General features: G+C 65.6%; 23 protein-coding genes. 8 read left to right on the top strand and 15 right to left on the bottom strand.

Features of this window, described 5'->3' with window-relative positions:
- Positions 1-8: 8 nt before the first annotated feature.
- Positions 9-725 carry a peptide-methionine (S)-S-oxide reductase MsrA gene (gene msrA / locus ACQR1Y_RS27365; protein ID WP_434878904.1) on the bottom strand — a complete coding sequence of 239 codons (717 nt, stop codon included), beginning with the start codon at positions 723-725 and terminating at the stop codon, positions 9-11.
- A 265-nt stretch (positions 726-990) separates the two neighbouring features.
- Here msrA and ACQR1Y_RS27360 point away from each other — a divergent pair, with 265 nt between their 5' ends.
- Complete coding sequence (locus ACQR1Y_RS27360) at positions 991-2673, top strand: caspase family protein (RefSeq protein WP_434878905.1); 1683 nt, start codon at positions 991-993, stop codon at positions 2671-2673.
- Positions 2674-3462: 789 nt separating this feature from the next.
- On the opposite strand, the gene ACQR1Y_RS27355 is transcribed toward ACQR1Y_RS27360, so the two are convergent.
- Positions 3463-4782 carry a hypothetical protein gene (locus ACQR1Y_RS27355; protein WP_434878906.1) on the bottom strand — a complete coding sequence of 440 codons (1320 nt, stop codon included), beginning with the start codon at positions 4780-4782 and terminating at the stop codon, positions 3463-3465.
- Positions 4783-5151: 369 nt separating this feature from the next.
- Between ACQR1Y_RS27355 and ACQR1Y_RS27350 the strand changes: the two genes are divergently transcribed.
- On the top strand, positions 5152-5403 hold the full coding sequence (locus tag ACQR1Y_RS27350) for a hypothetical protein (RefSeq protein ID WP_434878907.1): 252 nt from the start codon (positions 5152-5154) through the stop codon (positions 5401-5403).
- Between the two features lie 178 nt (positions 5404-5581).
- Here the strand turns inward: ACQR1Y_RS27350 and ppk2 are convergent, their stop codons facing one another.
- The 7 genes from ppk2 to napE form a co-directional block, all read right to left on the bottom strand.
- Complete coding sequence (ppk2, locus tag ACQR1Y_RS27345) at positions 5582-6706, bottom strand: polyphosphate kinase 2 (protein ID WP_434878908.1); 1125 nt, start codon at positions 6704-6706, stop codon at positions 5582-5584.
- 558 nt (positions 6707-7264) lie between these two features.
- A complete protein-coding gene (locus ACQR1Y_RS27340) occupies positions 7265-8374 on the bottom strand; it encodes an ATP-dependent DNA helicase (protein ID WP_434878909.1) in 1110 nt (369 codons plus the stop codon).
- Between the two features lie 265 nt (positions 8375-8639).
- Entirely contained in the window at positions 8640-9302 is a 663-nt protein-coding gene (locus ACQR1Y_RS27335) for a NapC/NirT family cytochrome c (RefSeq protein WP_434878910.1), read from the bottom strand.
- The gene (locus tag ACQR1Y_RS27330) at positions 9299-9769 is read right to left on the bottom strand and encodes a nitrate reductase cytochrome c-type subunit (RefSeq protein WP_434878911.1); all 471 of its coding nucleotides are present in this window, start codon (positions 9767-9769) and stop codon (positions 9299-9301) included. The genes ACQR1Y_RS27335 and ACQR1Y_RS27330 overlap by 4 nt, the downstream gene beginning before the upstream one ends.
- A 5-nt stretch (positions 9770-9774) precedes the next feature.
- Positions 9775-12279 (bottom strand): nitrate reductase catalytic subunit NapA, encoded by a 2505-nt coding sequence (gene napA, locus ACQR1Y_RS27325; protein ID WP_434878912.1) that lies wholly within the window; start codon positions 12277-12279, stop codon positions 9775-9777.
- A 15-nt stretch (positions 12280-12294) separates the two neighbouring features.
- Positions 12295-12615: a chaperone NapD gene (locus ACQR1Y_RS27320; protein ID WP_434878913.1), complete on the bottom strand. Its 321-nt coding sequence runs from the start codon at positions 12613-12615 to the stop codon at positions 12295-12297.
- A gap of 17 nt (positions 12616-12632) precedes the next feature.
- The gene (napE, locus tag ACQR1Y_RS27315; RefSeq protein WP_434860446.1) at positions 12633-12818 is read right to left on the bottom strand and encodes a periplasmic nitrate reductase, NapE protein; all 186 of its coding nucleotides are present in this window, start codon (positions 12816-12818) and stop codon (positions 12633-12635) included.
- Between the two features lie 384 nt (positions 12819-13202).
- On the opposite strand from napE, the gene ACQR1Y_RS27310 reads away from it, so the two are divergent.
- The 6 genes from ACQR1Y_RS27310 (at position 13203) to ACQR1Y_RS27285 (ending at position 17868) form a co-directional block, all read left to right on the top strand.
- The gene (locus ACQR1Y_RS27310) at positions 13203-14159 is read left to right on the top strand and encodes an aliphatic sulfonate ABC transporter substrate-binding protein (RefSeq protein WP_434860445.1); all 957 of its coding nucleotides are present in this window, start codon (positions 13203-13205) and stop codon (positions 14157-14159) included.
- A gap of 35 nt (positions 14160-14194) precedes the next feature.
- A complete protein-coding gene (ssuD, locus tag ACQR1Y_RS27305; RefSeq protein WP_434878914.1) occupies positions 14195-15370 on the top strand; it encodes an FMNH2-dependent alkanesulfonate monooxygenase in 1176 nt (391 codons plus the stop codon).
- The gene (gene ssuC / locus ACQR1Y_RS27300; protein WP_434878915.1) at positions 15367-16173 is read left to right on the top strand and encodes an aliphatic sulfonate ABC transporter permease SsuC; all 807 of its coding nucleotides are present in this window, start codon (positions 15367-15369) and stop codon (positions 16171-16173) included. Before ssuD ends, ssuC begins: the two co-directional genes overlap by 4 nt.
- 8 nt (positions 16174-16181) lie before the next feature.
- Complete coding sequence (locus tag ACQR1Y_RS27295) at positions 16182-17042, top strand: ATP-binding cassette domain-containing protein (RefSeq protein WP_434878916.1); 861 nt, start codon at positions 16182-16184, stop codon at positions 17040-17042.
- A 14-nt stretch (positions 17043-17056) separates the two neighbouring features.
- A complete protein-coding gene (locus ACQR1Y_RS27290; RefSeq protein WP_434878917.1) occupies positions 17057-17632 on the top strand; it encodes a flavin reductase family protein in 576 nt (191 codons plus the stop codon).
- A gap of 80 nt (positions 17633-17712) precedes the next feature.
- The gene (locus ACQR1Y_RS27285; RefSeq protein WP_434878918.1) at positions 17713-17868 is read left to right on the top strand and encodes a hypothetical protein; all 156 of its coding nucleotides are present in this window, start codon (positions 17713-17715) and stop codon (positions 17866-17868) included.
- A gap of 323 nt (positions 17869-18191) precedes the next feature.
- Here the strand turns inward: ACQR1Y_RS27285 and ACQR1Y_RS27280 are convergent, their stop codons facing one another.
- From ACQR1Y_RS27280 to fliF, 6 genes are all read right to left on the bottom strand, one after another.
- Complete coding sequence (locus tag ACQR1Y_RS27280) at positions 18192-18587, bottom strand: hypothetical protein (protein ID WP_434878919.1); 396 nt, start codon at positions 18585-18587, stop codon at positions 18192-18194.
- 73 nt (positions 18588-18660) lie between these two features.
- Complete coding sequence (gene flbD, locus ACQR1Y_RS27275; protein ID WP_434878920.1) at positions 18661-20040, bottom strand: sigma-54-dependent transcriptional regulator FlbD; 1380 nt, start codon at positions 20038-20040, stop codon at positions 18661-18663.
- 55 nt (positions 20041-20095) lie between these two features.
- Entirely contained in the window at positions 20096-20443 is a 348-nt protein-coding gene (fliN, locus tag ACQR1Y_RS27270) for a flagellar motor switch protein FliN (RefSeq protein ID WP_434860437.1), read from the bottom strand.
- Positions 20444-20473: 30 nt separating this feature from the next.
- On the bottom strand, positions 20474-21091 hold the full coding sequence (locus tag ACQR1Y_RS27265) for a FliH/SctL family protein (protein ID WP_434860436.1): 618 nt from the start codon (positions 21089-21091) through the stop codon (positions 20474-20476).
- Positions 21091-22185 (bottom strand): flagellar motor switch protein FliG, encoded by a 1095-nt coding sequence (fliG, locus tag ACQR1Y_RS27260; protein WP_006614920.1) that lies wholly within the window; start codon positions 22183-22185, stop codon positions 21091-21093. The genes ACQR1Y_RS27265 and fliG overlap by 1 nt, the downstream gene beginning before the upstream one ends.
- A 45-nt stretch (positions 22186-22230) precedes the next feature.
- Positions 22231-23832, bottom strand: coding sequence for a flagellar basal-body MS-ring/collar protein FliF (gene fliF, locus ACQR1Y_RS27255; protein WP_434860435.1), 1602 nt, complete (start codon positions 23830-23832; stop codon positions 22231-22233).
- Positions 23833-24136: the final 304 nt, after the last annotated feature.

Genomic DNA, 24136 nt, shown 5'->3' with positions numbered 1-24136 from the left:
TCGTCGCCTCAGTTCGTGGCCTTGGCGTCCCTGACAAGCGTCGGCTTGTCGATATAGTTCTCGGCGAAGATCTTCTTCAGATTGTCGATCTTCGGCAGGTCGTTGTAGGCAATATAGGGTTGGTTCGGGTGCAGCGTCAGGTAGTCCTGGTGATAGTCCTCGGCCGGGTAGAACGCCTCGAGCTTGCCGACCTTGGTGACGATCGGCTTGCCGAACACCTTGGCCTTGTCGAGCTGGGCTATATAGGCCTCCGCCACCTTCTTCTGCGCGTCCGAGGTCGTGAAGATCGCCGAGCGATATTGCGGGCCGGTGTCCGGGCCCTGCCGGTTCAACTGGGTCGGATCGTGCACGACCGAGAAGAAGATCTGCAGGATCTTGCCGTAGGAGACCTTCTTCGGGTCGAACTTGATCTGGACGGACTCGGCATGGCCGGTGCTGCCGGTCGACACCATCCGGTAGTCGGCCGTGGCCTTGGTGCCGCCGGCATAGCCGGAGACCGCGCTGACCACGCCCGCGGTATGCTGATAGACGCCCTGGACACCCCAGAAGCAGCCGCCGGCGATGACCGCGGTCTCGATCCCATCAGCGGCCGGCTGATCCTGCGTCGGCGGCGGGATCACGACCGCCTCTTCGGCGGCGTGCAGCGGCTGCCACGCCACGATACCGGCCACCGCGAGGGCGCCGAGCACGGCTGTCTTGACGAAATGGGAGCGGGTGAGGCGCATCTGTCGGATCCTCGCTTTGGTGATTGTCTCATGTCGCCGGCCGGAACAGTGGCCCGGCCCGGCCTCTGTCGCAAGATACGTCGGCGGCCTGCGGGCGTTACAAGGGCAGCCACACGACTGCGTGAACGATGAGCCGGCGGATCTGGATGGGTCCCTTGGGCCTCTCCTTGGCCTTTCTCGTCGCCGCGCTGGTCTCAGCCGAACCGCGGCGATATTCGTTCGACACATGATCGACCCCGCCCGTCACGCGAGATCCGTCCCGGACATGCCGCGCCTCCTGCTGTCGTTCCTCCTGCTGATCGCAACCCATGTCGCCGGCCTTGCCGGCCCCCTGCTGAGCGACGACCTCGCGGTCTGCCGCAGCCGTCAAGGCGAGCTGCCGGCCCGCGCGGAAGCCTGCGAACGGCTGCTCGACGGCGGCAACCTGACCGGCAAGGACCTTGCCCTGGCGCTCGACATTCGCGGCCTCGTCGCGCTCAACAAGCGGCAGGACGACAAGGCGATCGAGGCGCTGACGGCCGCCATCGCCGCCGATCCGGACAATGTCGCCATTCTCAACCGGCGCGGCTACGTCTATGAGCGCAAGGGCAAGGACGAGCTGGCGCTGGCCGATTACGATGCGGCCGTGCAGAAGCGGCCGACCTTCGGGATCGCCTTCAACAATCGCGGCACCATTCATCTGCGCCGCGGTGCGTTGCAAAGCGCGCTCGACGATTTCAACGCGGCCATCCGTGCCGCGCCGACGCTCTATCTCGGCCATGTCAATCGCGGCCGGGTGCGCGCCCTGATGGGCGACTATGACGGGGCGCTTGCAGATCTCGACCAGGCCGAGAAGATCGATGCGGCCGCGCCGCTGACGGCGATCTACCGCAGCGAGACGCTGTCGATGATGGGGCGCAGCGATGAGGCGATCGCGGGCTGGAGCGGCATCATCGAACGATCGCCGAAACATCAGTTTGCCATGGTCGGTCGTGCCGACGCCTATCTGCGCAAGGGCGATCTCGATGCCGCGCTGAAGGATCTCAACGCGGTCCTGGCCATGAATCCGAACAACGTCCACGCCCATGCCAGCCGCGGCCAGCTGTTCGAGAAGCGCGGCAACCTCGCCCAGGCGCGCGCCGATTACCGTGCGGCCGCCTTCGCGCTCACCACCTACGATCCGTTCGATGTCGCCCGGGCGCGCAAGCTTGCCCAGGAGCGGCTCGCGTCGCTGACGCGCCAGACCGCGGGCGCCGCGTCCAACACGCGCCGTGTCGCGCTGGTGATCGGCAATGGCGGCTACAAGTCCGTGCATCCCCTGCCGAACCCGCCGCGCGACGCCAAGCTCATCGCGGATACGTTGCGCAATACGGGCTTCCAGTCGGTGACGCTGCTGAATGATCTCTCCCGCGACAGGTTCTTCGAGGCGCTGCGCAACTTCGAGGCCGAGGCCGAGAAGGCGGACTGGGCCGTGATCTACTACGCCGGGCACGGCTTCGAGATCGGCGGCGTCAACTATCTCGTGCCTGTCGATGCCCGGCTCGTCGCCGACAAGGACGCCGAGACGGAAGCCGTCGCGCTCGAGCAGGTGCTGGGCGCGGTCGGCGCCGCGCGCAAGCTGCGCCTGGTCATCCTCGATGCCTGCCGCGACAATCCGTTCGCGCCGGGCATGAAGCAGACCCTGGCGCTGAAGCTGGTCGACAAGGGCTTCTCCAACATCGAACCGGGCGCCGGCATGATGGTGGTCTATGCCGCCAAGCACGGCGCCACCGCGCTCGACGGCGATACCGGCAACAGCCCGTTCGCGACCGCGCTCGCCCGCACCATCAAGGAGCCGCGCCTCGAGGTGCGCAAGCTGTTCGACATCGTCCGTGACGATGTCTGGGCCGCCACCAAGCAGCGCCAGCAGCCCTTCACCTACGGCTCGCCGCCGGGACGAGAGGATTTTTTCTTTGTCGCGGCGAAGTGAGCGCGGTGCGGGTTGCGTGCATCGTATCGGTCGCGAATGGGACGCGTGATGTCTGCGCCACCTTCCGTCGTCCCGGGCTTGACCCGGGACCCATACGCCGCGGCGGGCGTGGTGGAAACGAGATGGCCGCCATTTGCGCGTCAAACCACGGCCGGTGGTTATGGGTCCCGGCGTTCGCCGGGACGACACTGTTAGTTGTAGCGCGACCTCACCAGACATGACAACTGTTTCAGATATGACATTCGTTCTCGCGGCCTGCTCGGCCCGAGTGATGCTCGATCCTTGTCCCTCCTGAATCGGAGGGCGCAGGGAAGGCCGGGTGCCGACCGACACCCATGGTCCGCGTGCAACACATAAGCACGCGGCAGAACCACAGGTTCAGCCGGATCATCCCGGCCTTCCCTGCGCGATGGTGTTAACGCTTATACGTGCTCTCCCCGGGGACCGGCTGTCTTGCCCCCGTCGCGCGCGGATCATCACCGCCCGTTTGGCCTCAGCGTCGGGAGGCCAGGACCACACGCTTTCGCCGTCCGCGCCATGCTGTTCGTCCGCAGGTCGAGACCCGCTGCAACACGTCGCGTCCATCGCTCCCCAGCCCAACGTTCGTGACGATCGCGAAGCGCCCCTCCTGGCGGGCCGGGATACGCCAGAAGGTGCCAGTGATTTGCCCGACGACACAAGGCCCGTCGGGTTGCGACAAAGTAACCCGACGGGCAACGGGGGGGCGCTCATCAGCTATCGTCGCGCCGACGCGCGCGACATGCAGGAGAGAAACCGTCCACTTGGCTGCTACGGCTTCATCGCCGTTGCGCCCGGCACGCGGAACAGATCGATCAGCTGCTTCGATTGGCGCGGATAGGCATCGAACAACTGAAAGTCCAGATCCTTCGAGCCTGCGAACTTGCCGTGGCAGTTGATGCAGCCGTTCGGCTGCTGCGGGGTCTGGAGATAGGTCTCCAGCGTGGTGTTGGCGAGGAAGGGCGGCTGGCTCGGCGTGCCGATCGGCACGCCCTTGCCGGCCCATTGCGCATTGACCAGCCGGTAGTACTGCCAGACGTTGTCCGACCGCAGTGTCTTCAGCGCCGTCTGATAGAGCGTCGTCTTCTGCGCCGCGACGTCGTCGAGCGGGATCACGCGCATCACCTGGGTCGGCGTCGTCGAGCCCTTGGCCGGCGGCTGATTGACCTTGCAGTCGGTGCAGCTCGGATTGAAGAAATTGTACTTGGCGCCCGTCGGCATCGGCTGGTTCTGCGTCGGCGCGTTGTCGACCTGCTCGAACGTCGCCCACAGCCATTGCGGCAATTGGTCGGTCTTGATGACGATGTGCAGGCCGACGAGCCCGAGCTTCCTGACGTCGCAGCGCTTGGTGTCGGGATCGAACACCAGCGCGTCGGTGGTGTAGAAGCGGGTCGCGTCGTCAGGCTGTTTGCTGCCGGGGCCGCTGATCACCTTCCACGCCGCCTTGACCTTCACGGTCGCTGCACGGTCCGTGGTGTTGGAGGATGCCGGAAACGCGATCTTGGCGCCGCTCTGGTTGCGGCTGTCGTAGAACTTGTTGGTCACTACGTAGTCGTAATAGACGCGGTTGAGCTTGACCTCGTACCAGACGTTCTGGCCATTCTGGTCGACGAGGCGGTTGCCGTCGGCCTGCTTGTCGCCGGCGATCAGGACATCGCTGATCTTGGCGGTGCGCACCAGCGTGCGGCGCGCCGCAGCCGGATTCTCCCTGGCCTGGATCAGGCATTGCGGAGGGACACGCTCAGCGGCGTCGAACGGCGCCGGCTTGACCGGCGGGTTGAGATAGATGTCGTCGGAATCCTTGTAGGTCTCCCACACCACCGGTCCGGTCGGCATCGTCTTGGGGCCCCCCTCGGTCCTGTAGGTGAAGCCGCCGATCACGTTCTCGCGGTCGGGCACGCCGCGCTCGACGATCGGGTTCGGCGCCGGCCAGTTGAGCGCGATGAAGGAATCCCAGGCCATGTTGTCGACATAGACCTGCAGGCCGATGGCGCCGACATTCTGGGTCACGATATCGGCCGGAATGTCCGGGCTGAACACGTAGTAGGGCGGCGTGAACTGGCGGCCGTTGACCCTGGGCCCGGCCGCCATGTCGGTTTGTTGAGCCTGGACGACTGCGCTGGGCAGCAAGACCAATGCGGTCCATGCAATGAGCTTTTGTCTCAAATTGATCTCCATCGGCGGGAGTCTCGTGAATCAACCTAGAGGTTAATATCATAAAATAATCGCGCAAAAGATGATCTGGTTCACATTTGCTCGCATCCTTTCCGCGCGTGCCCCTTGGTGCCCGGGCTGGACAGCAGCGGTCGTGACGATGCGATGTGATCGGCCGCCAGCGCGCAGCGCCATGACGGTCGCGACGGCGAATGGCCGTCGGATCGCGCAGTCGTGATTGGGGAGCTGCTTTCGCCTGCCTACATCATCCTTAGCGCGCTGGTGCGCAGCAGGGGGAGCCTCATCATGATCGCATCCAGGAGCCTGGCGGCCGCGCTGCTGATGTCGGCATTGACGGCCAGCGCGGCGTCCGCGCAATTCTCCGAGCCGGCGGCCTATGAGGCCATGCATCCCGACCGCGACGTGCTCAATGGCGGCGCGCTGACGCCGGCGGGGCAGGCGGAGCTCGCCCGCCGTGGCGCGTCCGCTTTTCCGAATGCAAATGCGGCGGTCCCGCCGGCCGATCCCGTGAGGCCGCCTCGGCGCCATCGGCGCTGAGTGCGGCGAATGCGACGAGTGATTAAGTAGCGTCGGCAAAGCAGCCGCCGTCAGGCGGCAGCGTGCCCACCGTCGGGCGGCGTTCGCGGCGAGACCGTGAGCACGGCGCCATCACGATCGTGCGCGTCGAAAGGGCAGTGGCGCGCCTTTGTCCACCCTACACGACTGCGGCTTCGCATCAGCTCGCATGCTCCTCGCGCTCGTGAATCACGCTGGCGCGGCCGACGATGAGGTCGTCGACATGGCCGATGCGCGAGACGTCCTTGCCGGCATAGGGCAGGGAGTGCAGCACGCAGCGCATCGCGTTCAGCCGCGCGCGCTTCTTGTCGTCGGACTTGATCACGGTCCACGGGCAGTCGGCGGTGTCGGTGGAGAAGAACATCGCCTCCTTGGCGCGGGTGTAATCGTCCCATTTGTCGAGCGAAGCGGTGTCGATCGGCGACAGCTTCCACTGCTTCAGCGGATGCGCCTCGCGCTCCTTGAAGCGCCGGCGCTGCTCCTCGCGGCTGACCGAGAACCAGAACTTGATGAGATGCATGCCGCTACGCACCAGGTTGCGCTCGAACTCCGGCACCTGGCGCAGGAACTCGTCATATTCGGCCTGCGAGCAGAAGCCCATCACGCGCTCGACGCCGGCGCGGTTGTACCAGGAGCGGTCGAACAGCACGATCTCGCCGGCTGTCGGCAGGTGCTCGACATAACGCTGGAAGTACCATTGGCCGCGCTCGACGTCGCTCGGCTTGTCCAAGGCGACGACGCGCGCGCCGCGCGGGTTGAGATGCTCCATGAAGCGCTTGATCGTGCCGCCCTTGCCGGCGGCGTCGCGGCCTTCGAACAGCAGCACCAGGCGCTGGCGGGCGTCCTTCATCCAGTTCTGCAGCTTGAGCAGCTCCGTTTGCAGGATGAACTTCTGCTCCTCATAGTCCTTGCGGTACATGCGGTATTTGTAGGGGTAGCCGCCCTGGCGCCAATTGTCGGCGAGCTCGTCGGAGGTGTGACGCTTGTCGCGCTTGGCCTTGCCGTCGATCAGCGCCTGCATCAGCTTGGCGTCGTCGGGCGCGGCGCCGTCGAGCATGGCCTTGATTGGCGCGCTGTCGGCATCGAGCGCCGGCGGCCCGTTGAGCACGCTCTCGAAGGCCGACAGCGACGTGATCTGCGCCGCCTGCATCGACTCGTCGACCAGCGACTGTGCGACCGGATCGAGCGTCGCGGCGGATTGTCGGCGGGCCACATGCGCCGTGGCACTGGCGCGCCTGGTGCGCTGCCCGTTGGTAGCCTTGCCCTTGGTCGTGTTCTTGGCCATGCGACTCCGCCCCGCCTGTTGGTGATGTACAGACATGTGAATCGTTTTTTATCCGCCAAGCGTGCTGCGGCAGGTTGACCTGGATCAATGGGTCGCGGGAACAAGGCAGGGCGATACCGTTCTCGGTTAAATTCGTCTTGAGCCAAGACCGCCGTCATTCCCAGGGCTATCGCATATGGGTAGGACGTCGCGACGAACGAACAAGCAAGTTAGTGACTCGGTCATGCCCGGGCTTGTCCCGCCTGCGCGGCCGTAGCCGCTTCGGCGCGGCGAAGGCCCGGGCATCCACGTGGTTCTCAGCATGCCGAACGACGTGCATGGCCGGGACAAGCCCGGCCATGACGACGTTGTGAGAGGCGAGAACAAAACTGCGGTCGCCCTATGCAATTGCCCTGCTGTCATTCCGGGGCAAGGCCGTAGGCCTTGAACCCGGAAGCTCGAGATTGTCTTGCGTTCTTTGCTAACAAGCTCGGGATTCCGGGTTCAATCGTCAGAGCGCGATCGCGCTCTGACGATTGCCCCGGAATGACGGTCGGGGCCGTCAGAGACGCAGTGAACTCACACCACGATGCTCAGCCGCTTCGCGGCCCGCGTGATGCCGGTGTAGAGCCAGCGTGCGCGGGCTTCCTGGAACGCAAAGCTCTCGTCGAACAGCACGACGTCGTCCCATTGCGAGCCCTGCGACTTGTGCACGGTCAGCACATAGCCGTAGTCGAACTCGTCATAGGGCTTGCGCTGCTCCCAGGGGATGTCCTCGATGCCGCCGGCGAAGCACTCGCCGCGCACCGAGACCTTGGTGACCTTGCGGCCGAAATCCTCGTCGGGCGCGACCCGCATCGTCACGATCTTGGACTTCGAGGTCGCGCGTGACTTCACCCGCCACAGTCCGCCATTGAACAGGCCCTTCTTGCGGTTGTTGCGCAGGCAGACCAGCTTGTCGCCGGCCACCGGCAGCGCGTCCTCGATGTCCAGGCGCTGGCGAAAGCGGTTGTTGTAGGCGCGGCGGGTGGCGTTGCGGCCGACCAGCACCTGGTCGGCCTCCATCACGCGGGACGGATCGAGCTCGCGGCGCTCCACCACCTCGCTCTCGCCATAGCGGCCGATGTCGAGCGTGTTGCCCTCGCGCACGTCCATCGACATCCGCACGATCGGATCGTCCTGCGCCTGGCGATGCACCTCGGTCAGCATCACGTCCGGCTCGCTGTCGGTGAAGAAGCCGCCGCCCTTGACCGGCGGCAGCTGGGCGGGATCGCCGAGCACCAGCAGCGGACAGTCGAACGAGAGCAGGTCGCGGCCGAGATCGGCGTCGACCATCGAGCATTCGTCGATGATGATCAGCTTGGCCTTGGACGCCGGCGCATCGTCCCACAATTCGAAGTTCGGCTGCTCCTCGCCGCTCTCCTGGGCGCGGTAGATCAGCGAGTGGATGGTGGAGGCGTTGTCGCAGCCCTTGCTGCGCATCACCAGCGCCGCCTTGCCGGTGAACGCCGCGAACTTGACCTCGCCATCGACGCCCTCGGCAATATGGCGGGCCAGCGTGGTCTTGCCGGTGCCGGCATAGCCGAACAGCCGGAACACCTGCGGCGTGCCGTTCCGGCCGGGCTTGTCCTTCAGCCAGTCGCTGACGGCCTTGAGGGCGGAATCCTGATGCGGGGAGAAGGTGGTCATGGCTCACAGGGAAGGAGCCGCGGGGCGACTCGGGACATTCCGTGAACCTAAGGGCTGTTTCGGCGAGATCAAGCTGGAATGGGTGCAGACGGTGCGCTCCCTCTCCCCGTTCCCTGGCGAAGCTTCGCTTCGCTGAGGCGGGGAGAGGGTCGGGGTGAGGGGCAGCCGCGCGGGAGGTGCGAGTGGTTGGACCTGTACCCCCTCACCCGGATTGCATCTTCGATGCAATCCGACCTCTCCCCGCAAGCGGGGAGAGGTAAGGGACCTACTGCCAGCCGGGCACACCCCTCATGTCCGGCAGATGATGCGCGATGCCCTTGTGGCAGTCGATGCAGGTTTTTTCGCCGGTGAAGAGGAAGCGCTGGTGGGCCTCCACGGCGCGCGGCGACTGCTTGGTGATGTCCATCGACTGCGCGCTGTGGCAGTTGCGGCACTCAAGAGAATCATTCGCCTTGAACCGCGCCCATTCATGCAGCGCCAGCTCCAGCCTTCGGTCGGTGAACTTCTCGCGGGTGTCGATCGAGCCGAACAGGTGGCCCCAGACCTCCTTCGAGGCCTGCATCTTGCGCGCGATCTTGTCGGTCCAATTGTGCGGCACATGGCAGTCCGGGCAGGAGGCCCGCACGCCGGAGCGGTTGGAGAAGTGCACGGTCGTCTTCAGCTCGGCGAACACGTTGTCTTTCATCTCGTGACAGCCGGTGCAGAATTTCTCGGTGTTGGTGATCTCGAGCGCGGTGTTGAAGCCGCCCCAGAAGATCACGCCGGCAACGAAGCCGGCGAGCACCAGCACGCCGAGCCCGAAGATCGAGCTCGGCTTGAGCAGCACGTCGATCAAATCGAGCAGGAATTGCCAGGCGCGGCGGGCGAGGCCGAGCCGTTTGTCGGGGGCCGGCGTTCCGGTCCCCTGCGGGATGTCGGCGCTGCTCATCGCTTGGCACCCGGTTTGTCGTGCGACAGCACGGTGTCGATGTCGACGAAGTCATTGCTGACCGGGGGCGTGGCTGTGCTCTGCGGCACATGGCATTGCGTGCAGAAATAGCGCCGCGGCGACACCGAAGCGAGGAACTGGCCGTCGCGATCCATGAAGTGGGTGATCGACAGCATCGGCGCCTTGGATTCAGCGGTGCGCGCGCGGGCGTGGCAGGACAGGCACTTGTTGCCCTGCATGTCGACCTGATAGCCGTCGATGGAATGCGGGATCACCGGCGGCTGCTCCGGATAGTTGCGCACCTCCTTCTCGGCGGTGTTCTTGGTCGGCTGCATCGGCGGCGCCGGGCCTTCGTCATTCAGCGGCGTGGGGCCGCGCAGCGACGACGAGACGCTCTGGGCGAGCAGGGCGCTCGAGCCAGCCGCCAGGCTGGCCGCGAGCAGCATCATGGCAAGTTTCTTGATCATCTTAGTCACACCCGCTCGATGCGCACGGCGCATTTCTTGTAGTCGGTCTGCAGCGAGATCGGATCGGTGGCGTCGAGCGTCACCTTGTTGATCAGCTTGGACTCGTCGAACCACGGCACGAACACGAGCCCGCGCGGCGGCTTGTCCCGGCCGCGCGTCTCGACGCGGGCGCGGATGAAGCCGCGCCGTGAGGCGACCTTCACTTCATCGCCGCGCCTGAGGTTCGCCTCCTGCGCGTCGTCCGGATGCATGAAGCAGACGGCCTCGGGGAACGCCTTGTAGAGCTCGGGCACGCGGCGGGTCATCGTGCCGGAATGCCAGTGCTCGACGACGCGGCCGGTCGACAGCCAGAACGGATAGTCCTTGTCGGGCGATTCCGCCGGCGGCTCGTAGGGCAGCGCGAAGATGCGCGCCTTGCCGTCCGGGAAGCCGTAGAACTGCACGCCGGTGCCGGCCTTCACGTAAGGGTCGGAGCCTTCGCGGAAACGCCAGCGCGTCTCCTTGCCGTCCACCACCGGCCAGCGCAGGCCGCGTTCTTTGTGATAGGTTTCGAACGGCGCGAGGTCGTGACCATGGCCGCGGCCGAATTCGGCGTATTCCTCGAACAAGCCCTTGTGGACGTAGAAGCCGAACGCCTTGGATTCGTCGTTGGCGTAGCCCGGCTCGATCTGGTCGAGCGGGAACTTGTCGACCTGGCCGTTCTTGTAGAGCACGTCGAACAGCGTCTTGCCGCGGACGTCAGGCTTCTTGGCGATCAGCTCCTCGGTCCAGACTTCCTCGATCTTGAAGCGCTTGGAGAACTCCATCAGCTGCCATAGATCCGAGCGCGCCTCGCCCGGCGCGGCGACGAGCTGATGCCAGAACTGCGTGCGCCGCTCGGCATTGCCGTAGGCGCCTTCCTTCTCCACCCACATCGCTGTCGGCAGGATGAGGTCCGCGGCGAGCGCGGTCACCGACGGATAGGCGTCGGAGACCACGATGAAATTGTCGGGATTGCGGAAGCCGGGATAAGTCTCTTCGTTGGCGTTTGGGCCGGCCTGCAAATTGTTGTTGACCTGCACCCAATAGGCGTTGAGCAGGCCGTCCTTCAGCATCCGGCTCTGCAGCACGGCATGATAGCCGGGCTTGTCGGGGATCGTGCCCTCCGGCAGCTGCCAGATGTGCTCGGCCTTGGTGCGATGCTCCTTGTTGGTGACGACCATGTCGGCCGGCAGGCGGTGCGAGAAGGTGCCGACTTCGCGCGCGGTGCCGCAGGCCGAGGGCTGGCCCGTCAGCGAGAACGGGCTGTTGCCGGCCTCGGCGATTTTGCCCGTCAGCAGATGGATGTTGTACACGAGGTTGTTGCACCAGACGCCGCGGGTGTGCTGGTTGAAGCCCATGGTCCAGAACGAGACCACCTTGGTCTTGGGATCGGCATAAAGCTCGGCCAGCGCCTGCAGCCGGTTCAACGGCACGCCGGACATCTCGGCCGCCTTCTCCAGCGTGTAGTCCGAGACGAACTTGGCGTACTCGTCGAAGCTGATGTCGGTGGCGTCGTTGGCTTTCGCCGCGCCTGTGGCCTTCTTCTGCAACGGATGTTCGGGCCGCAGGCCGTAGCCGATGTCGGTCTGGCCCTTCTTGAACACCGTATGCGCCTGGACGAAGTCCTTGTTGACGCGGCCGGTGGTGATGATGTGGTTGGCGATCGCGTTGAGGATGTAGAGGTCGGTCTGCGGCTTGAACACCATGCCGACATCGGCGAGGTCGAACGAGCGGTGTTCGAAGGTCGAGAGCACAGCGACCTTGACATGCGGCGCCGACAGCCTGCGATCCGTAACGCGGGTCCACAGGATCGGGTGCATCTCCGCCATGTTGGAGCCCCACAGCACGAACGCGTCGGTGGCCTCGATGTCGTCGTAGCAGCCGGCCGGCTCGTCGATGCCGAAGGTGCGCATCATGCCTGCCACGGCCGAGGCCATGCAGTGCCGCGCATTGGGGTCGATGTTGTTGGTGCGGAAGCCGGCCTTGAACAGCTTCGACGCCGCATAGCCTTCCCAGATCGTCCACTGGCCCGAGCCGAACATGCCGACGCCGGAGGGACCGCGCTTCTTCAAGGCGTCCTTGAACTTCAGCGCCATGATGTCGAAGGCTTCGTCCCACGACACCGGCGTGAACTCGCCGTTTTTGTCGTACTTGCCATTCGTCTTGCGCAGCATCGGATGCGTCAGGCGGTCATGGCCGTACATGATCTTCGACAGGAAGTAGCCCTTGACGCAATTGAGGCCGCGGTTGACCTCGGCCTTGATGTCGCCATGCGTCGCGACGACGCGGTTGTCCTTGGTCGCGACCATCACGCTGCAGCCGGTGCCGCAGAAGCGGCAGGCGGCCTTGTCCCATTTCAGCTCGGTGGCCTCGCGTTCGGTGACGAGGTTCGCGGCGCGTGCGGCCACGGGCATGCCGGCGGCAGCCGCGGCAATCGCGGCGGCTTCCAGCTTCAGCATCTGGCGGCGGTCGATCTTTGGTTCGGTCATGATGGTCTCGGTTGACTAGCCGGCGTCGATGGCGTGGAAGACGAGGCAGGCGGAATGCACGTGGGGCAGCAGCCCGATGCGGTTCATGGTGGCGCCGAGCGCGCCGGCATCGGGCGCATCGACGACGACGATCAGCTTGCCGCGCTCGTCGCGCGCGTGGATCTCGCAGCCGTCGAGCGCGAGAATGTCCGAGGCGACGCGATCGAGCTGATCGGGCCGGGTCTGCACGATGATGCTGGCGATCTCGCCGGCCGGCGGCGTGACCACGGGCTCGGCTGTCAGGACGCGGCCGGTGATCAGGGCCCGGCGATCGAAGGAGGTGCGGTGATTGAGCATGGGAGACGTCCTTCCGATCAGTGTGCGGCGGGCGGGCCGGGAGGGCCGGCCATCATCTGGTAGACCCACACCGCCAGCCCGTAGGAGCCGACGGTGGCGACCGCCAGCGCGGGCATGATCACGGCGGTGAGGAACAGGAAGGCAAAGACTTCCATGCGTCTGCGACGCGCACGCGCGTTCGCATCGCTGCCGACGAGCGACATGAGAGAATTCTCTGTGATGTGTGCGGGGGGAGGGTTTGCGGCATCCGGGCCGCGCCTGTTGCCAAATTAGCGGATACCGCGGAACCGGCGTTGACGTGGATCAAGGCGGGAACTTGCGCTCCTGACCGGCCACTCGTCACAGCGGATTCGCCAGCTCTCTGTTTGCGATCGTGGTTGATGCCGCGTGAAGATGCGTGATTGCGTCGCAGGCGCCTGAGAAAATATGCTGCTTTGGCTTGCCTGCTTGAAACAAACATCCCCTGGGATTGCGACCGGAGAGGACCGGCATCGCTATTTTTCCGGGGTGCTCGACACCCGTTCGGCCCGCCACCATCATCCCTTGCATCGCATCAACGCGGATGCGCGAGCGGAGCGGAGAGGGCAATGGAGCGTCGTGATTTTCTGAAACTGTCATTGGCATCGGCTGCGGTGATGGCCTGCGCGGCGCCGCTGCGGGCTCAGGACAAGCCGAAGGAAATCCGCATCGGCACCCAGAAGGGCGGCTTCTTCCCGGCCGTGCGGGCACGCGGCACGATCGAAAATGCCTTCAAGGCCGATGGGATCAGCGTCGTTTGGGTCGACTTCCAGTTCGGTCCGCCGCTGCTCGAGGCGATCAATGTCGGCAGCGTCGATTTCGGCTATGTCGGCGACGCACCGCCGATCTTCGCGCAAGCCGCCAATGCCAAGATCCGCTATGCCGCGGCCGTCAAGCAGAACGGCAGCACCCAGGCGATCATCGTGCCGAAGGACTCGCCGATCAAGACGCTGGCCGACCTGAAGGGCAAGCGCATCGCCTTCGGCAAGGGCTCGAGCGCGCACAACCTCCTGGTCGCGGCGCTGGAAAAGGCCGGCATCGCCTGGAGCGACATCACCCCGGCGCCGCTCGCGCCCGCCGATGCGACGGCGGCTTTCGTCAAGGGCTCGGTGGACGCCTGGTCGATCTGGGATCCGTATCTCGCGCTCGCCGAGATCAAGGAGAATGCGCGCGCCGTCGTGTTCGACAAGGACATCCACAAGCCGAACTCGTTCTACATCGTCGGCAGCGACTTCGTGGAGAAGTATCCGGCTGTGGTGGCCAAGCTCAATGCCGCCTTCGCGGCCGAGGGCATCTGGGCCAACAGCCATCACGAGGAGGTCGCCAAGGCGCAGGCCGAGGCCACCGGCGTCGACATCGAGGCTGTCAAGCGCTTCGTCGACCGCTCGGTCTACAGCGTCGTGCCGCTCGACGACGAGATCATCAAGAGCCAGCAGGCAGTGGCGGATCGTTTCGCCCGCGTCGGGCTCATTCCGAAACAAGTCAACGTCGCCGACATCGTCTGGAAGTGGACGCCGTCCACCTGACCTGAGATCGCGACAACAGTTCGAAAGACAATGATATGAGTTCCGCTTCCAAGCCCAACGTCCTCTGGTTCCTGCCGACCCATGGCGACGGCCGCTATCTCGGCACCTCCGAAGGCGGCCGCGAGGTCAACTTCAACTATCTGCGCCAGATCGCGCAAGCCGCCGACCAGCTCGGCTATTATGGCGTGCTGCTGCCCACGGGCCGCAGCTGCGAGGATTCCTGGATCGTGGCTTCCGCGGTGGCGCCGTTCACCGAGAAGCTGCGCTATCTCGTGGCGGTGCGGCCCGGCTTGCAGTCGCCAAGCGTCGCCGCGCGCATGACCGCGACGCTCGACCGCGTCAGCAACGGCCGGCTGCTGGTCAACGTCGTCACCGGCGGCGATCCGGTCGAGAACAAGGGCGACGGCATCTTCCTGTCGCATGAGGAGCGCTACGAGGTCACCCGCGAGTTCCTCACCGTCTACAACAAGCTGCTCGAAAGCGAGGCCGTCAACTTCGCCGGCAAGCACATCACGGTCGAGGACGGCCGGCTGCTGTTCCCGCCGGTGCAGTCGCCGCGCCCGCCGCTGTTCTTCGGCGGCTCGTCGGATGCCGGCATCGACGTCGCCGTCGACACGGTCGAGAAGTACCTCACCTGGGGCGAGCCGCCGGCCGACGTCGCCACCAAGGTTGCCAAGGTGAAGGCCGCCGCCGACAAGCGCGGCCGCAAGCTGTCGTTCGGCATTCGCTTGCACGTGATCGTGCGCGAGACCAATGAGGAGGCGTGGGCCGCGGCCGACGATCTCATCAAGCACGTCACCGACGACACGATTGCGTCGGCGCAGAAGATCTTCGCGCGGATGGATTCGGTCGGCCAGCAGCGCATGTCGCAACTGCATGGCGGGCGGCGCGACAAGCTGGAGATCAGCCCGAATCTGTGGGCCGGCGTCGGCCTCGTTCGTGGCGGTGCAGGCACCGCGCTGGTCGGCGATCCCGATACGGTGGCGGCACGCATCCGCGAGTATCAGGACATCGGCATCGATACCTTCATCCTCTCCGGCTATCCGCATCTCGAGGAAGCCTATCGCTTCGCCGAGCTGGTGTTCCCGAAGCTCGGGCTGAACACGGTGGAGCAGGGCGGCAACGTCACCAAGCTCCGCGCGAATACGGGTCCGTTCGGCGAGACCATCGCCAATGAGCATCGTCCCCTGCAGCGGGCGTCGCAGTCATGAGCCTGATCGAAAGCCTTCCCAAAGTCCGCAAGCTGACCGTTCCCAAGGCAGACGGATTGCTGCCCTGGCTCGTTCCGCTTGCGATCCTGCTGATCTGGCAGGCGGCCTCGGTCGCCGGTTTCGTGTCGCCGCGCGTGCTGCCGGCGCCGAGCGACGTCGCGCGCGCCGGCTGGAAGCTGCTGTGGTCGGGCGAGCTCGGCCGCAACATCTGGGTCAGCTTCTGGCGCGCCTCGATCGGCTTCCTGATCGGCGGCAGCATCGGGTTCGCCTTCGGCCTCGCCAACGGCCTGTCGCAGCTCTCATCGAAGCTCACCGACACGACATTGCAGATGGTGCGCAACGTGCCGCATCTGGCGCTGATCCCGCTGGTCATCCTGTGGTTCGGCATCGACGAGAGCGCGAAGCTGTTTCTCGTCGCGCTCGGCGTGTTCTTCCCCGTGTACCTGAACACGCTGCACGGGATTCGCACCGTCGACCCGCAACTCATTGAAATGGGCCGCGTCTACGGCATGACGGATGGCGAGCTGTTTCGCCGCGTGATCTTCCCCGGCGCGCTGCCCTCGATCTTCGTCGGCCTGCGCTTCGCGCTCGGCATCATGTGGCTCACCCTGATTGTCGCGGAGACAATCGCGGCGTCCTCAGGGCTTGGCTACATGGCGATGCAGGCGCGCGAGTTCATGCAGATCGACGTCGTCGTCCTCTCCATCCTGATCTACGCCCTGCTGGGCAAGGTCGCCGACAGCGCCTCGCGGCTGCTGGAGCGGCTGACGCTGTCCTGGCATCCGGCGTTCAGCACGCATTGAGGTCTGTAATGCAGCAAGTACTCCGGCTTCCCGTGTCCAATGCCCAGGCGATCGACGCTCCCGAGGTGATCGGGCATGCTGAGGCTTCCCGTCCGTACAGGAAGCCCGGCGTGACCCCAGCCCCATCAGAGACGCGCGGCTTGCCGCTGGTGATCCGCGATCTCCGCAAGGCGTTCGGCGACAACGAGGTGCTGCGTGGCATCGACCTGGAGATTCCGGCCGGTCAGTTCGTCGCCATCGTCGGCCAGAGCGGCTGCGGCAAGAGCACGCTGCTGCGGCTGATCGCCGGCCTGGACAAGCCGACCTCGGGCACGATCAGCTTCGGCGAGACGGAGGCACGTGCGGAGGACGTCCGCGTCATGTTTCAGGAGCCGCGGCTGCTGCCCTGGGCGCGGGTGCTGGCCAATGTCGAAGTCGGCCTCGGCCGGGAGCGCAAGACAGCCGGCGCGCATGAGCGCGCGCGGCAGGCGCTGGAGGAGGTCGGTCTCGCCGAGAAGCGCGACCAATGGCCGGCGGTGTTGTCCGGTGGCCAGAAGCAGCGCGTGGCGCTGGCGCGCGCGCTGGTCAGCGGGCCGCGCCTGCTGGCGTTCGACGAGCCGCTCGGCGCGCTCGACGCGCTGACCCGGATTGCGATGCAGCGGCTGCTGGAGCGGGTCTGGGCCGACCAGACCTTCACCGCAATCCTGGTCACCCATGACGTCGCCGAAGCCGTCGCCCTGGCTGATCGGGTTTTGGTGATCGAAAATGGGCAGATTGCCGAAGATATCATCGTTGACCTGCCGCGCCCGCGCCAGCGCGGCTCTGCCGAGCTTGCCGCGCTGGAAGGTTCGATCCTGGGCCAGTTGCTAGGACCGGGCACGACAGGTTAGGAAAGATCAACGCAATGAACTTCGTCGCCCGTCACATGTCTGATGCCCCGGCGCCTGCGCCTGATTTCCGCTCCGCGATGCGCCAACTGGTCGGCGGCGTCAGCGTCATCACCGTCGGACGTGGCGACGAGGTCACCGGCATGACCGTGAGCTCGCTGTCCTCGCTCGCGGTCGACCCGCCGTCGATCATCGTCAGCCTCAATCGCAACGCCTCGTCGTGGCCGATCCTGCAGCGGGAGCGCGTGTTCGGCGCCAATCTGCTAGCGGCGGACCAGATCGGCGTGGCCGAGCGGTTCGCGGGCAAGGGGGGCTTGCGTGGCGCCGAGCGTTTTGCCGGCGCCGAGTGGCGCAAGCACGTCACCGGCGTGCCGCTCCTGGTCGGGGCACTGGCGACGCTCGACTGCGAGGTCGAGGAGATCATCGAGCGCCATTCCCATGCCATCGTGATCGGCCGCGTGGTGCACGTCGCCGTCGCGCCGCAATCGGCGGCCCTGGCGTATTGGCATGGCAGCTATGTCACCGTCGATCGCGACGACGACCTCGGACGGCTCGCGGCGCTGAGCGTGCCCGATCCGCGGGCAACCCCCTGACGTCTCGAACCGTCGGGCCTGCGCTGGCGTCGGTCGGCCAGACGCCGTAAAAGCCGTTGTCGACGTCGGCAGCGGATATCATGAAGCGGATCGGAACCTGGGCTCTCTACGTGATCGGCACGGTCGCGATCCTGTATCTCGCGCTCTATGCCTATGCCGCGTTGACGCAGCGCACGTTCACGCCCGGCGATCCCATCCACATCTTCCGCAATCCCGAGGCGCCAAGCTATTCGTAGAGCTGATGTGTTCTACGGAATCGTATCTGGTCGCCTTGCGCACGTTCCCGCGTCTTCGCCCGGAGCTTGCGGGTCAGCCCGCTGTCCCCCTCCAGGGCAGGGCAATCGCCTATGACCAATCTGAGTTTGTCGCGAAACTTTAGCCACATCGTCATGCCGGGACGGAGCCCGGCCATGACGACGTGGAGACAGACGGGCGCAACACTTCGATCGTCAAATGCGATTGCCCTGCCCTCAAGGGGAGGGTGAGACTGAGATCGCCGCTTGCGACCGTCCTCATCGGCTTTTGTGATCATCGCGCAGAGCCGTCGCCAAGCCCTGTCCTAATCGTCGGCCAAGGTGCGGGCTGCGCGGCGCCGCTGTCGCGGCGGCTCGCGCACCCAAGGGTCTGTCGCCTGTTCGCAACCCTGCAACTGCATCCAGTCAGCCGACAGAAATTGCACCCGGCAGCGGCGCCAGACGCGCGTCTGTGTCTTGCCGTCCGGCGAGGTCTCGATGTCGGACAGAGACAGATAGGGTGGCCGCCAGCGATAGCGGCGCTCATTGTCCCAGCCGTCGCAGCCGCCTGTCCCGCACGCGAGGGTGCGCGAGATCAGCTTGCCCCTGCTGGCAAAGCACCAGCTGCGCGCGCCCCATTCCTCCCGGGAGGATGGCTTCACCAGCGGCGCGTGCGACGTCTGCTCCCAGCAGCCGGCCAGCACGCCACGTGTCTCGGCCATGGCCGTTGAAATGAAAAGCGGCGCGCTCGGCGTGAGCGCGCCGCCAAGAACGAGTCCGAAAGCGTGTGCCAGTCTAGACAGCGCTCGGCATGCGCGGCGTGTCGCCGGCGCCCGGCGGCGGGATCGGCACGCCGCCATCGGCATATTCGTTGAGCTTGTTGCGCAATGTGCGGATCGAGATTCCCAGAATGTTGGCCGCATGAGTCCGGTTGCCCAGGCAGTGCTTCAGGGTTTCGAGGATCAGGTCGCGTTCGACATCGGCGACGGTGCGGCCGACGAGGGCGCGCGTGACCTGCTCGGCGGCCATCGTAGCATGGGCGACGGCGGGTTGCGTCTTGCCGATGTCGAGCCGGGCGCCATCGGGGGTGAGGATCGCATCCGGCCCGATCTCGTCGCCCTGCGCCATCAGCACGGCGCGGTGCATCGTGTTCTCCAGCTCGCGCACGTTGCCCGGCCAGCGGTTGGTGGTGAGGATGCGCTTGGCTTCCGGCGAGATCGGCCGCAGCGGCACGGCGTTGGCATCGGAGTATTTGCGCGCGAAGTGCTGGGCCAGCTCGAGGATGTCGGCCGGACGCTCCCGCAGCGGCGGGATCTTCAGGTTCACGACGTTGAGCCGGAACAGCAGATCCTCGCGGAAGGTGCCCTCGCGCACGGCGTCCGCCAGGTTGCGGTTCGAGGTCGCGATGATGCGGATGTCGACCGGCACCGGGCGGGTGCCGCCGACGCGGTCGATCACGCGCTCCTGGATCGCGCGCAACAGCTTCGACTGCAGCCGCACGTCCATCTCGGAGATTTCGTCGAGCAGAAGCGTGCCACCATTGGCCTCTTCGAACTTGCCGACGCGGCGCGCGACCGCGCCGGTGAAGGCGCCCTTCTCGTGGCCGAACAGCTCGGATTCCAGGAGATGCTCGGGGATCGCGGCGCAATTGATCGAGATGAAGGGACGCTTGGCGCGGGCCGAGCGGGTGTGGACGTAGCGCGCCAGCACCTCCTTGCCGGTGCCGGATTCACCGGTGATCATCACCGAGGCGTCGGAGCCGGCGATCTGCTGCGCCAGCTTGATCACCTTGGCCATGGCGTCGTCGCGGTAGACGAGGTCCCGGCTGTCATTGGCGACGGCGGCGAGCACGGCGGCGATCAGCTCCGGATCCGGCGGCAGCGGAATGTATTCCTTGGCGCCGGCGTGGATGGCGGCGACCGCGGCGCGGGCGTCGCTGGTGATGCCGCAGGCGACGATCGGCACATGGATATGCTCGGCGTCGAGCCGGATCACGAGGTCGCGGATGTCGAGCGCGACGTCGACCAGCAGCAGGTCGGCGCCCTTGCCGCCGCGCAGCACGCGCATCGCCTGCTCGTTGTCCTCGGCATGGGTGACGGTGGCGCCATTCTCCATGGCGATCTTGGTGGCCGCGGTCAGCTGACCCTTCAGCGTTCCGACGATGAGAAGCCGCATGGTGGTCTCCTATTCGGTCGCGCCGCTCTCGGTCAGCGCGCGGGGATCATGTCCGTCAGTTGCGGTCGGATTTGATGATTTCGGTCATGGTGACGCCGAGCTTGTCCTCGACCAGCACGACTTCGCCGCGGGCGACGAGACGGTTGTTGACGTAGATGTCGATGGCTTCGCCGACCTTGCGGTCGAGCTCGAGCACCGTGCCGGGCCCGAGCTTCAAGAGCTCGCCGACATCCATCTTGGAACGGCCGAGCACGGCGGAGACCTGGACGGGAACGTCGAACACGGCTTCCAGGTCGGCCGCGATGCGCGAGGCGTGCTCTTCCTCGTTGTAACCGACGTCGCCGGTGAGCGGCGGAGCGTCGGCCGAATTCAGGTCCGGAAGCGGGATCTCGTTGTCGCTCATGACTTAAACTCCATGGCCATTCGTGGCGGCCTAGTTCTTCCGGGACGCCATGTAGCGTCCGACCAGTTCGTTGATCTTGGCGTCGATCGCGGCGCGCTCCAGCACGACGCCGCCATCCGCCCATTCGATGCGGCAGTCGCCGGTCGCGATCTCCGGCTCGGCGAGAATGACGAGCCGCCCCTCGAAGCCGCTCTGCTTGGCGAGCCTCTCGATCTTCTCGCGGGCGAGCTCGTAGAGGGAGTCGTTGATGCGGAGCACCAGATGCGGCGTGGCCACCAGATGCGCGAAGCAGTCATGCACGAGACCGGTGATCTCGCCGAGCGGCTCGGCGTCGATCAGCGCCGCGCACAGCTTGCGCGCCACGGCCACCGCGACATCCACCGCTTCCGTCTCCATCTTCGATTCGATGCCGGCGAAACGGGCGGAGATGCCCTGCAGCTGGATGTTGATCTGCTCCAGCGCCGATGCGACACGGCGGTCGGCCTCAACCTTGGCCTCGCGCTGCGCCGCCTCGTAGCCGTTGCGATAGGCGGCGGCTTCGGCGGCTGCGACCTTCTGTGCGATCTCGGCGGCCGAGGCGCCGCGCTCCCGCGTCTTCTCCGGCGCGGCGAAGTCGGTATCGAACAGGAACTTCGCGGGCTGAGCCATCAATACACCAGTTCGTCGTCAGCGCGGTTCTTGCTGAGCATGATCTCGCCCTTGGCGGCGAGGTCCTTGGCGAGGTTGACGAGCAGGGCCTGCGCCTCGTCGACGTCGCGCAGGCGCACCGGTCCCATCGCGGCCATGTCGTCCTGGAGCATCTTGGCGGCGCGGGACGACATGTTGCCGAAGAAGAAGTTGCGCACCTCCTCGTTGGCGCTCTTGAGCGCCACGCCGAGCTTGTCCTTGTCGACGTTGCGCAGCAGCGTCTGGGCGGAGGCGGAGTCGAGCTTGATCAGGTCGTCGAAGGTGAACATCAGCGCCTTGATGCGCTCGGCGGATTCGCGGTTCTCTTCTTCGAGCGAGGTGATGAAGCGGGTCTCGGTCTGGCGGTCGAAATTGTTGAAGATCTCGGCCATGACCTCGTGGGCGTCGCGGCGGCGGGTCTGCGACAGGTTCGACATGAACTCGACGCGAAGCGTCTGCTCGACCCGCTCGATGACTTCCTTCTGCACCGCTTCCATGCGCAGCATGCGGCCGATGACGTCGAGCGCCATGTCCTCGGGCAGGATCGCGAGCACGCGCGCGGCATGCTCCGGCTTCAGCTTGGACAGCACGACGGCGATGGTCTGCGGATATTCGTTCTTGAGATAGTTCGCCAGCACCTCTTCCTGGACGTTGGAGAGCTTCTCCCACATGTTGCGGCCGGCGGGACCGCGGATCTCGTCCATGATGCCGGAGACGCGCTCCGACGGCAGATATTGCTGCAGCAGCCGCTCGGTGGCGTCGAAATTGCCCATCAGCGCGCCGGAGGCCGACATGCGCGAGACGAATTCGAGCATCAGGTCCTCGACGACGTCGGCTTCGACGGTGCCCAGCGTCGACATCGCCAGTGACAGCTCGCGCACCTCGTCGTCGTCGAGCTGCTGCCAGATCTTGCCGCCATACTGCTCGCCGAGCGCCAGCATCATCACGGCTGCCCGCTTCGGGCCGCTCAGCGGCTCGGTCTTCTCGCGCTGCGCCTGACGGCTTGCCAGCGTCGCGATGACGGTGGAGATGTCGGCGGTGTTGGCGTTGGCGTTCTGGGTCTGCGGAAGCGACATGGCGATCTACGTTCGATTCGGTTGCTACGGTTCAGACGGAGCGGATCATTGCTGCTGTGGCTCGGCGAGCCATTGGCGGATGATGGAGGCGGCTTCGCCCGGGTTGCGGTCGGCAAGTTCGCCGACGCGGTGGACCGACTGGGCGTGGACCTGGCCCTGCACCTGGGCGACGTCGATCATGGTGGCGGTCTGCTGAGCGTGTGCGACCTGGGCCTGGGTCTCGTCGGTGATTGCCGGCACGCCGCTGGTCAGGGCTGCGATCTCCTCCGTGGCGATGATCTTCTTCACCAGCGGCCGCACCACCATGAACACGACCACGATGCCGAGCAGCATCATCACCGCGAGCTCGATGACGTACATCACGTCATCCTTGGTGAAGTGGAGCATGCCGAGGAAGCCGGTGGGCTCGTTGATCTGCGGCACGGCCGGAGCGTCGGCGAATTTCAAATTGACCACTTCGACCTGGTCGCCGCGCTTCTGGTCGAAGCCGATGGCGGAGCGGACCAGGGCCGCGATGCGGTCGAGTTCTTCCTTGCTGCGCTCCTTGTAGACCAGCTCGCCCTTCTCGTTCTTGGAGTAGGCGCCGTCGACCAGCACCGCGACCGAGATGCGGTTGACCCGTCCGGCCTCGGTGACTTCGGTCTTGGTGGTCCGGGAGATCTCGTAATTGTTGGTCTCTTCGGTCTTCTTGCTCTGGTCTTTTGGCTGCTGCGGCGGCTGGTTCTGCTGGTTGCCCGGCAGCTCGTTGTTGACCGAGACCTGACCGTTGCTCTCCGACGTCGCCGACTGCTCTTCGCGGGTCTGGCTGGAGCGGAGCACTCTTCCTTCCGGATCGTAGCGGTCGGAGGTCTGGGTGATGCGGTTGAAGTCGAAATCGGCTGACAGTTGCACCCGGGCGCGGCCGGCGCCGACGACCGAGGACACGATGTCCTCGACCTGCTTGCGCATCCGCTTCTCGAAGCTGTTGCGCCGCTCGTCGCCGACCTGCTGGTCGATGTCGGTCTGGGTGCCGTCGGCGAGCAGTTGGCCGGCCTCGTCGACGATCGACACCCGCTGCGGCTTCAGGCCGTTCACGGCCGAGGCGACGAGGTGGCGGATGGCGCGGATCTGGTTGGCTTCGAGGGCGCCGCGCACGCGCACGACGATCGAGGCCGACGGCTCCGGGGTCTCGCGCGAGAACAGCGGCCGCTCCGGCAGCACGAGATGGACGCGCGCCGCCTGCACGCGGTCGATGGCACGGATGGTGCGGGCGAGCTCGCCCTCCAGGGCGCGCAGATGGTTGATGTTCTGGACGAAGCTCGTGGTGCCCAGCGCATCCGACTTGTCGAAGATCTCGTAGCCGACGCCGCCGCCCTTGGGCAGGCCGCCCTCGGCGAGCTTCATGCGCAGCCGGGTCACCTTGTCCTTGGGGACCAGGATGACGCTGCCTTCATTGCGGATCTCGAACTGGATGCCCTGCCGCTCCAGATCCTTGATGATGCTGGAGGAGTCGTCCATGCTCAGGTCGGTGAACAGGGTGGTCATCTGCGGCGCCGTCACGCGCATGATGACGAAGCCGAAGAAGCCGACCAATGCAGCCGTGACCGCCACCATCGCGGTGAGCCGCGCGGCGCCCAAACCCTTCAGGAAGTCCAAGAGACCTTGCAAGCAACTGCCCCATAGTTCGGCATTCGACGGGTGGCTGCTGAAGGGTGTGATTGGAGCTTCGCGGGCCTTTACGGCCGGTTGCAGAGATCGCGAAATTCAATCCTTAAACCTTCACCGACACCCGCATTCCAGGTGGTGATCCGATGCCTGCCTCTGCGTCCGCCGTTCGGGACGTGCCGCGGAGGTTGAATCGAACCACTGGGCAATTATTGCCTATGGGAAGGTTTCGATATGGTTAACGATCGTTAAAGGGTCCTAACAAAGTGTCGACATGCAAAAAATCGGCTTGGCGGAGCCAAGCCGA

It is taken from the genome of Bradyrhizobium sp. HKCCYLRH3099 (assembly GCF_051167855.1).
Taxonomy (GTDB): Bacteria; Pseudomonadota; Alphaproteobacteria; order Rhizobiales; family Xanthobacteraceae; genus Bradyrhizobium.
The sequence above is the reverse complement of the archived record's forward strand: the minus strand, read 5'-3'. Positions and strand labels throughout refer to the sequence as shown.

Bases quoted from the DNA above. Each gene is read 5' to 3' on its own strand.
- msrA (WP_434878904.1), bottom strand. From the start codon at position 725: ATGCGCCTCACCCGCTCCCATTTCGTCAAGACAGCCGTGCTCGGCGCC.
- ACQR1Y_RS27360 (WP_434878905.1), top strand. From the start codon at position 991: ATGCCGCGCCTCCTGCTGTCGTTCCTCCTGCTGATCGCAACCCATGTC.
- ACQR1Y_RS27355 (WP_434878906.1), bottom strand. From the start codon at position 4,782: ATGGCGGCCGGGCCCAGGGTCAACGGCCGCCAGTTCACGCCGCCCTAC.
- ACQR1Y_RS27350 (WP_434878907.1), top strand. From the start codon at position 5,152: ATGATCGCATCCAGGAGCCTGGCGGCCGCGCTGCTGATGTCGGCATTG.
- ppk2 (WP_434878908.1), bottom strand. From the start codon at position 6,706: ATGGCCAAGAACACGACCAAGGGCAAGGCTACCAACGGGCAGCGCACC.
- ACQR1Y_RS27340 (WP_434878909.1), bottom strand. From the start codon at position 8,374: ATGACCACCTTCTCCCCGCATCAGGATTCCGCCCTCAAGGCCGTCAGC.
- ACQR1Y_RS27335 (WP_434878910.1), bottom strand. From the start codon at position 9,302: ATGAGCAGCGCCGACATCCCGCAGGGGACCGGAACGCCGGCCCCCGAC.
- ACQR1Y_RS27330 (WP_434878911.1), bottom strand. From the start codon at position 9,769: ATGATCAAGAAACTTGCCATGATGCTGCTCGCGGCCAGCCTGGCGGCT.
- napA (WP_434878912.1), bottom strand. From the start codon at position 12,279: ATGACCGAACCAAAGATCGACCGCCGCCAGATGCTGAAGCTGGAAGCC.
- ACQR1Y_RS27320 (WP_434878913.1), bottom strand. From the start codon at position 12,615: ATGCTCAATCACCGCACCTCCTTCGATCGCCGGGCCCTGATCACCGGC.
- napE (WP_434860446.1), bottom strand. From the start codon at position 12,818: ATGTCGCTCGTCGGCAGCGATGCGAACGCGCGTGCGCGTCGCAGACGC.
- ACQR1Y_RS27310 (WP_434860445.1), top strand. From the start codon at position 13,203: ATGGAGCGTCGTGATTTTCTGAAACTGTCATTGGCATCGGCTGCGGTG.
- ssuD (WP_434878914.1), top strand. From the start codon at position 14,195: ATGAGTTCCGCTTCCAAGCCCAACGTCCTCTGGTTCCTGCCGACCCAT.
- ssuC (WP_434878915.1), top strand. From the start codon at position 15,367: ATGAGCCTGATCGAAAGCCTTCCCAAAGTCCGCAAGCTGACCGTTCCC.
- ACQR1Y_RS27295 (WP_434878916.1), top strand. From the start codon at position 16,182: ATGCAGCAAGTACTCCGGCTTCCCGTGTCCAATGCCCAGGCGATCGAC.
- ACQR1Y_RS27290 (WP_434878917.1), top strand. From the start codon at position 17,057: ATGAACTTCGTCGCCCGTCACATGTCTGATGCCCCGGCGCCTGCGCCT.
- ACQR1Y_RS27285 (WP_434878918.1), top strand. From the start codon at position 17,713: ATGAAGCGGATCGGAACCTGGGCTCTCTACGTGATCGGCACGGTCGCG.
- ACQR1Y_RS27280 (WP_434878919.1), bottom strand. From the start codon at position 18,587: ATGGCCGAGACACGTGGCGTGCTGGCCGGCTGCTGGGAGCAGACGTCG.
- flbD (WP_434878920.1), bottom strand. From the start codon at position 20,040: ATGCGGCTTCTCATCGTCGGAACGCTGAAGGGTCAGCTGACCGCGGCC.
- fliN (WP_434860437.1), bottom strand. From the start codon at position 20,443: ATGAGCGACAACGAGATCCCGCTTCCGGACCTGAATTCGGCCGACGCT.
- ACQR1Y_RS27265 (WP_434860436.1), bottom strand. From the start codon at position 21,091: ATGGCTCAGCCCGCGAAGTTCCTGTTCGATACCGACTTCGCCGCGCCG.
- fliG (WP_006614920.1), bottom strand. From the start codon at position 22,185: ATGTCGCTTCCGCAGACCCAGAACGCCAACGCCAACACCGCCGACATC.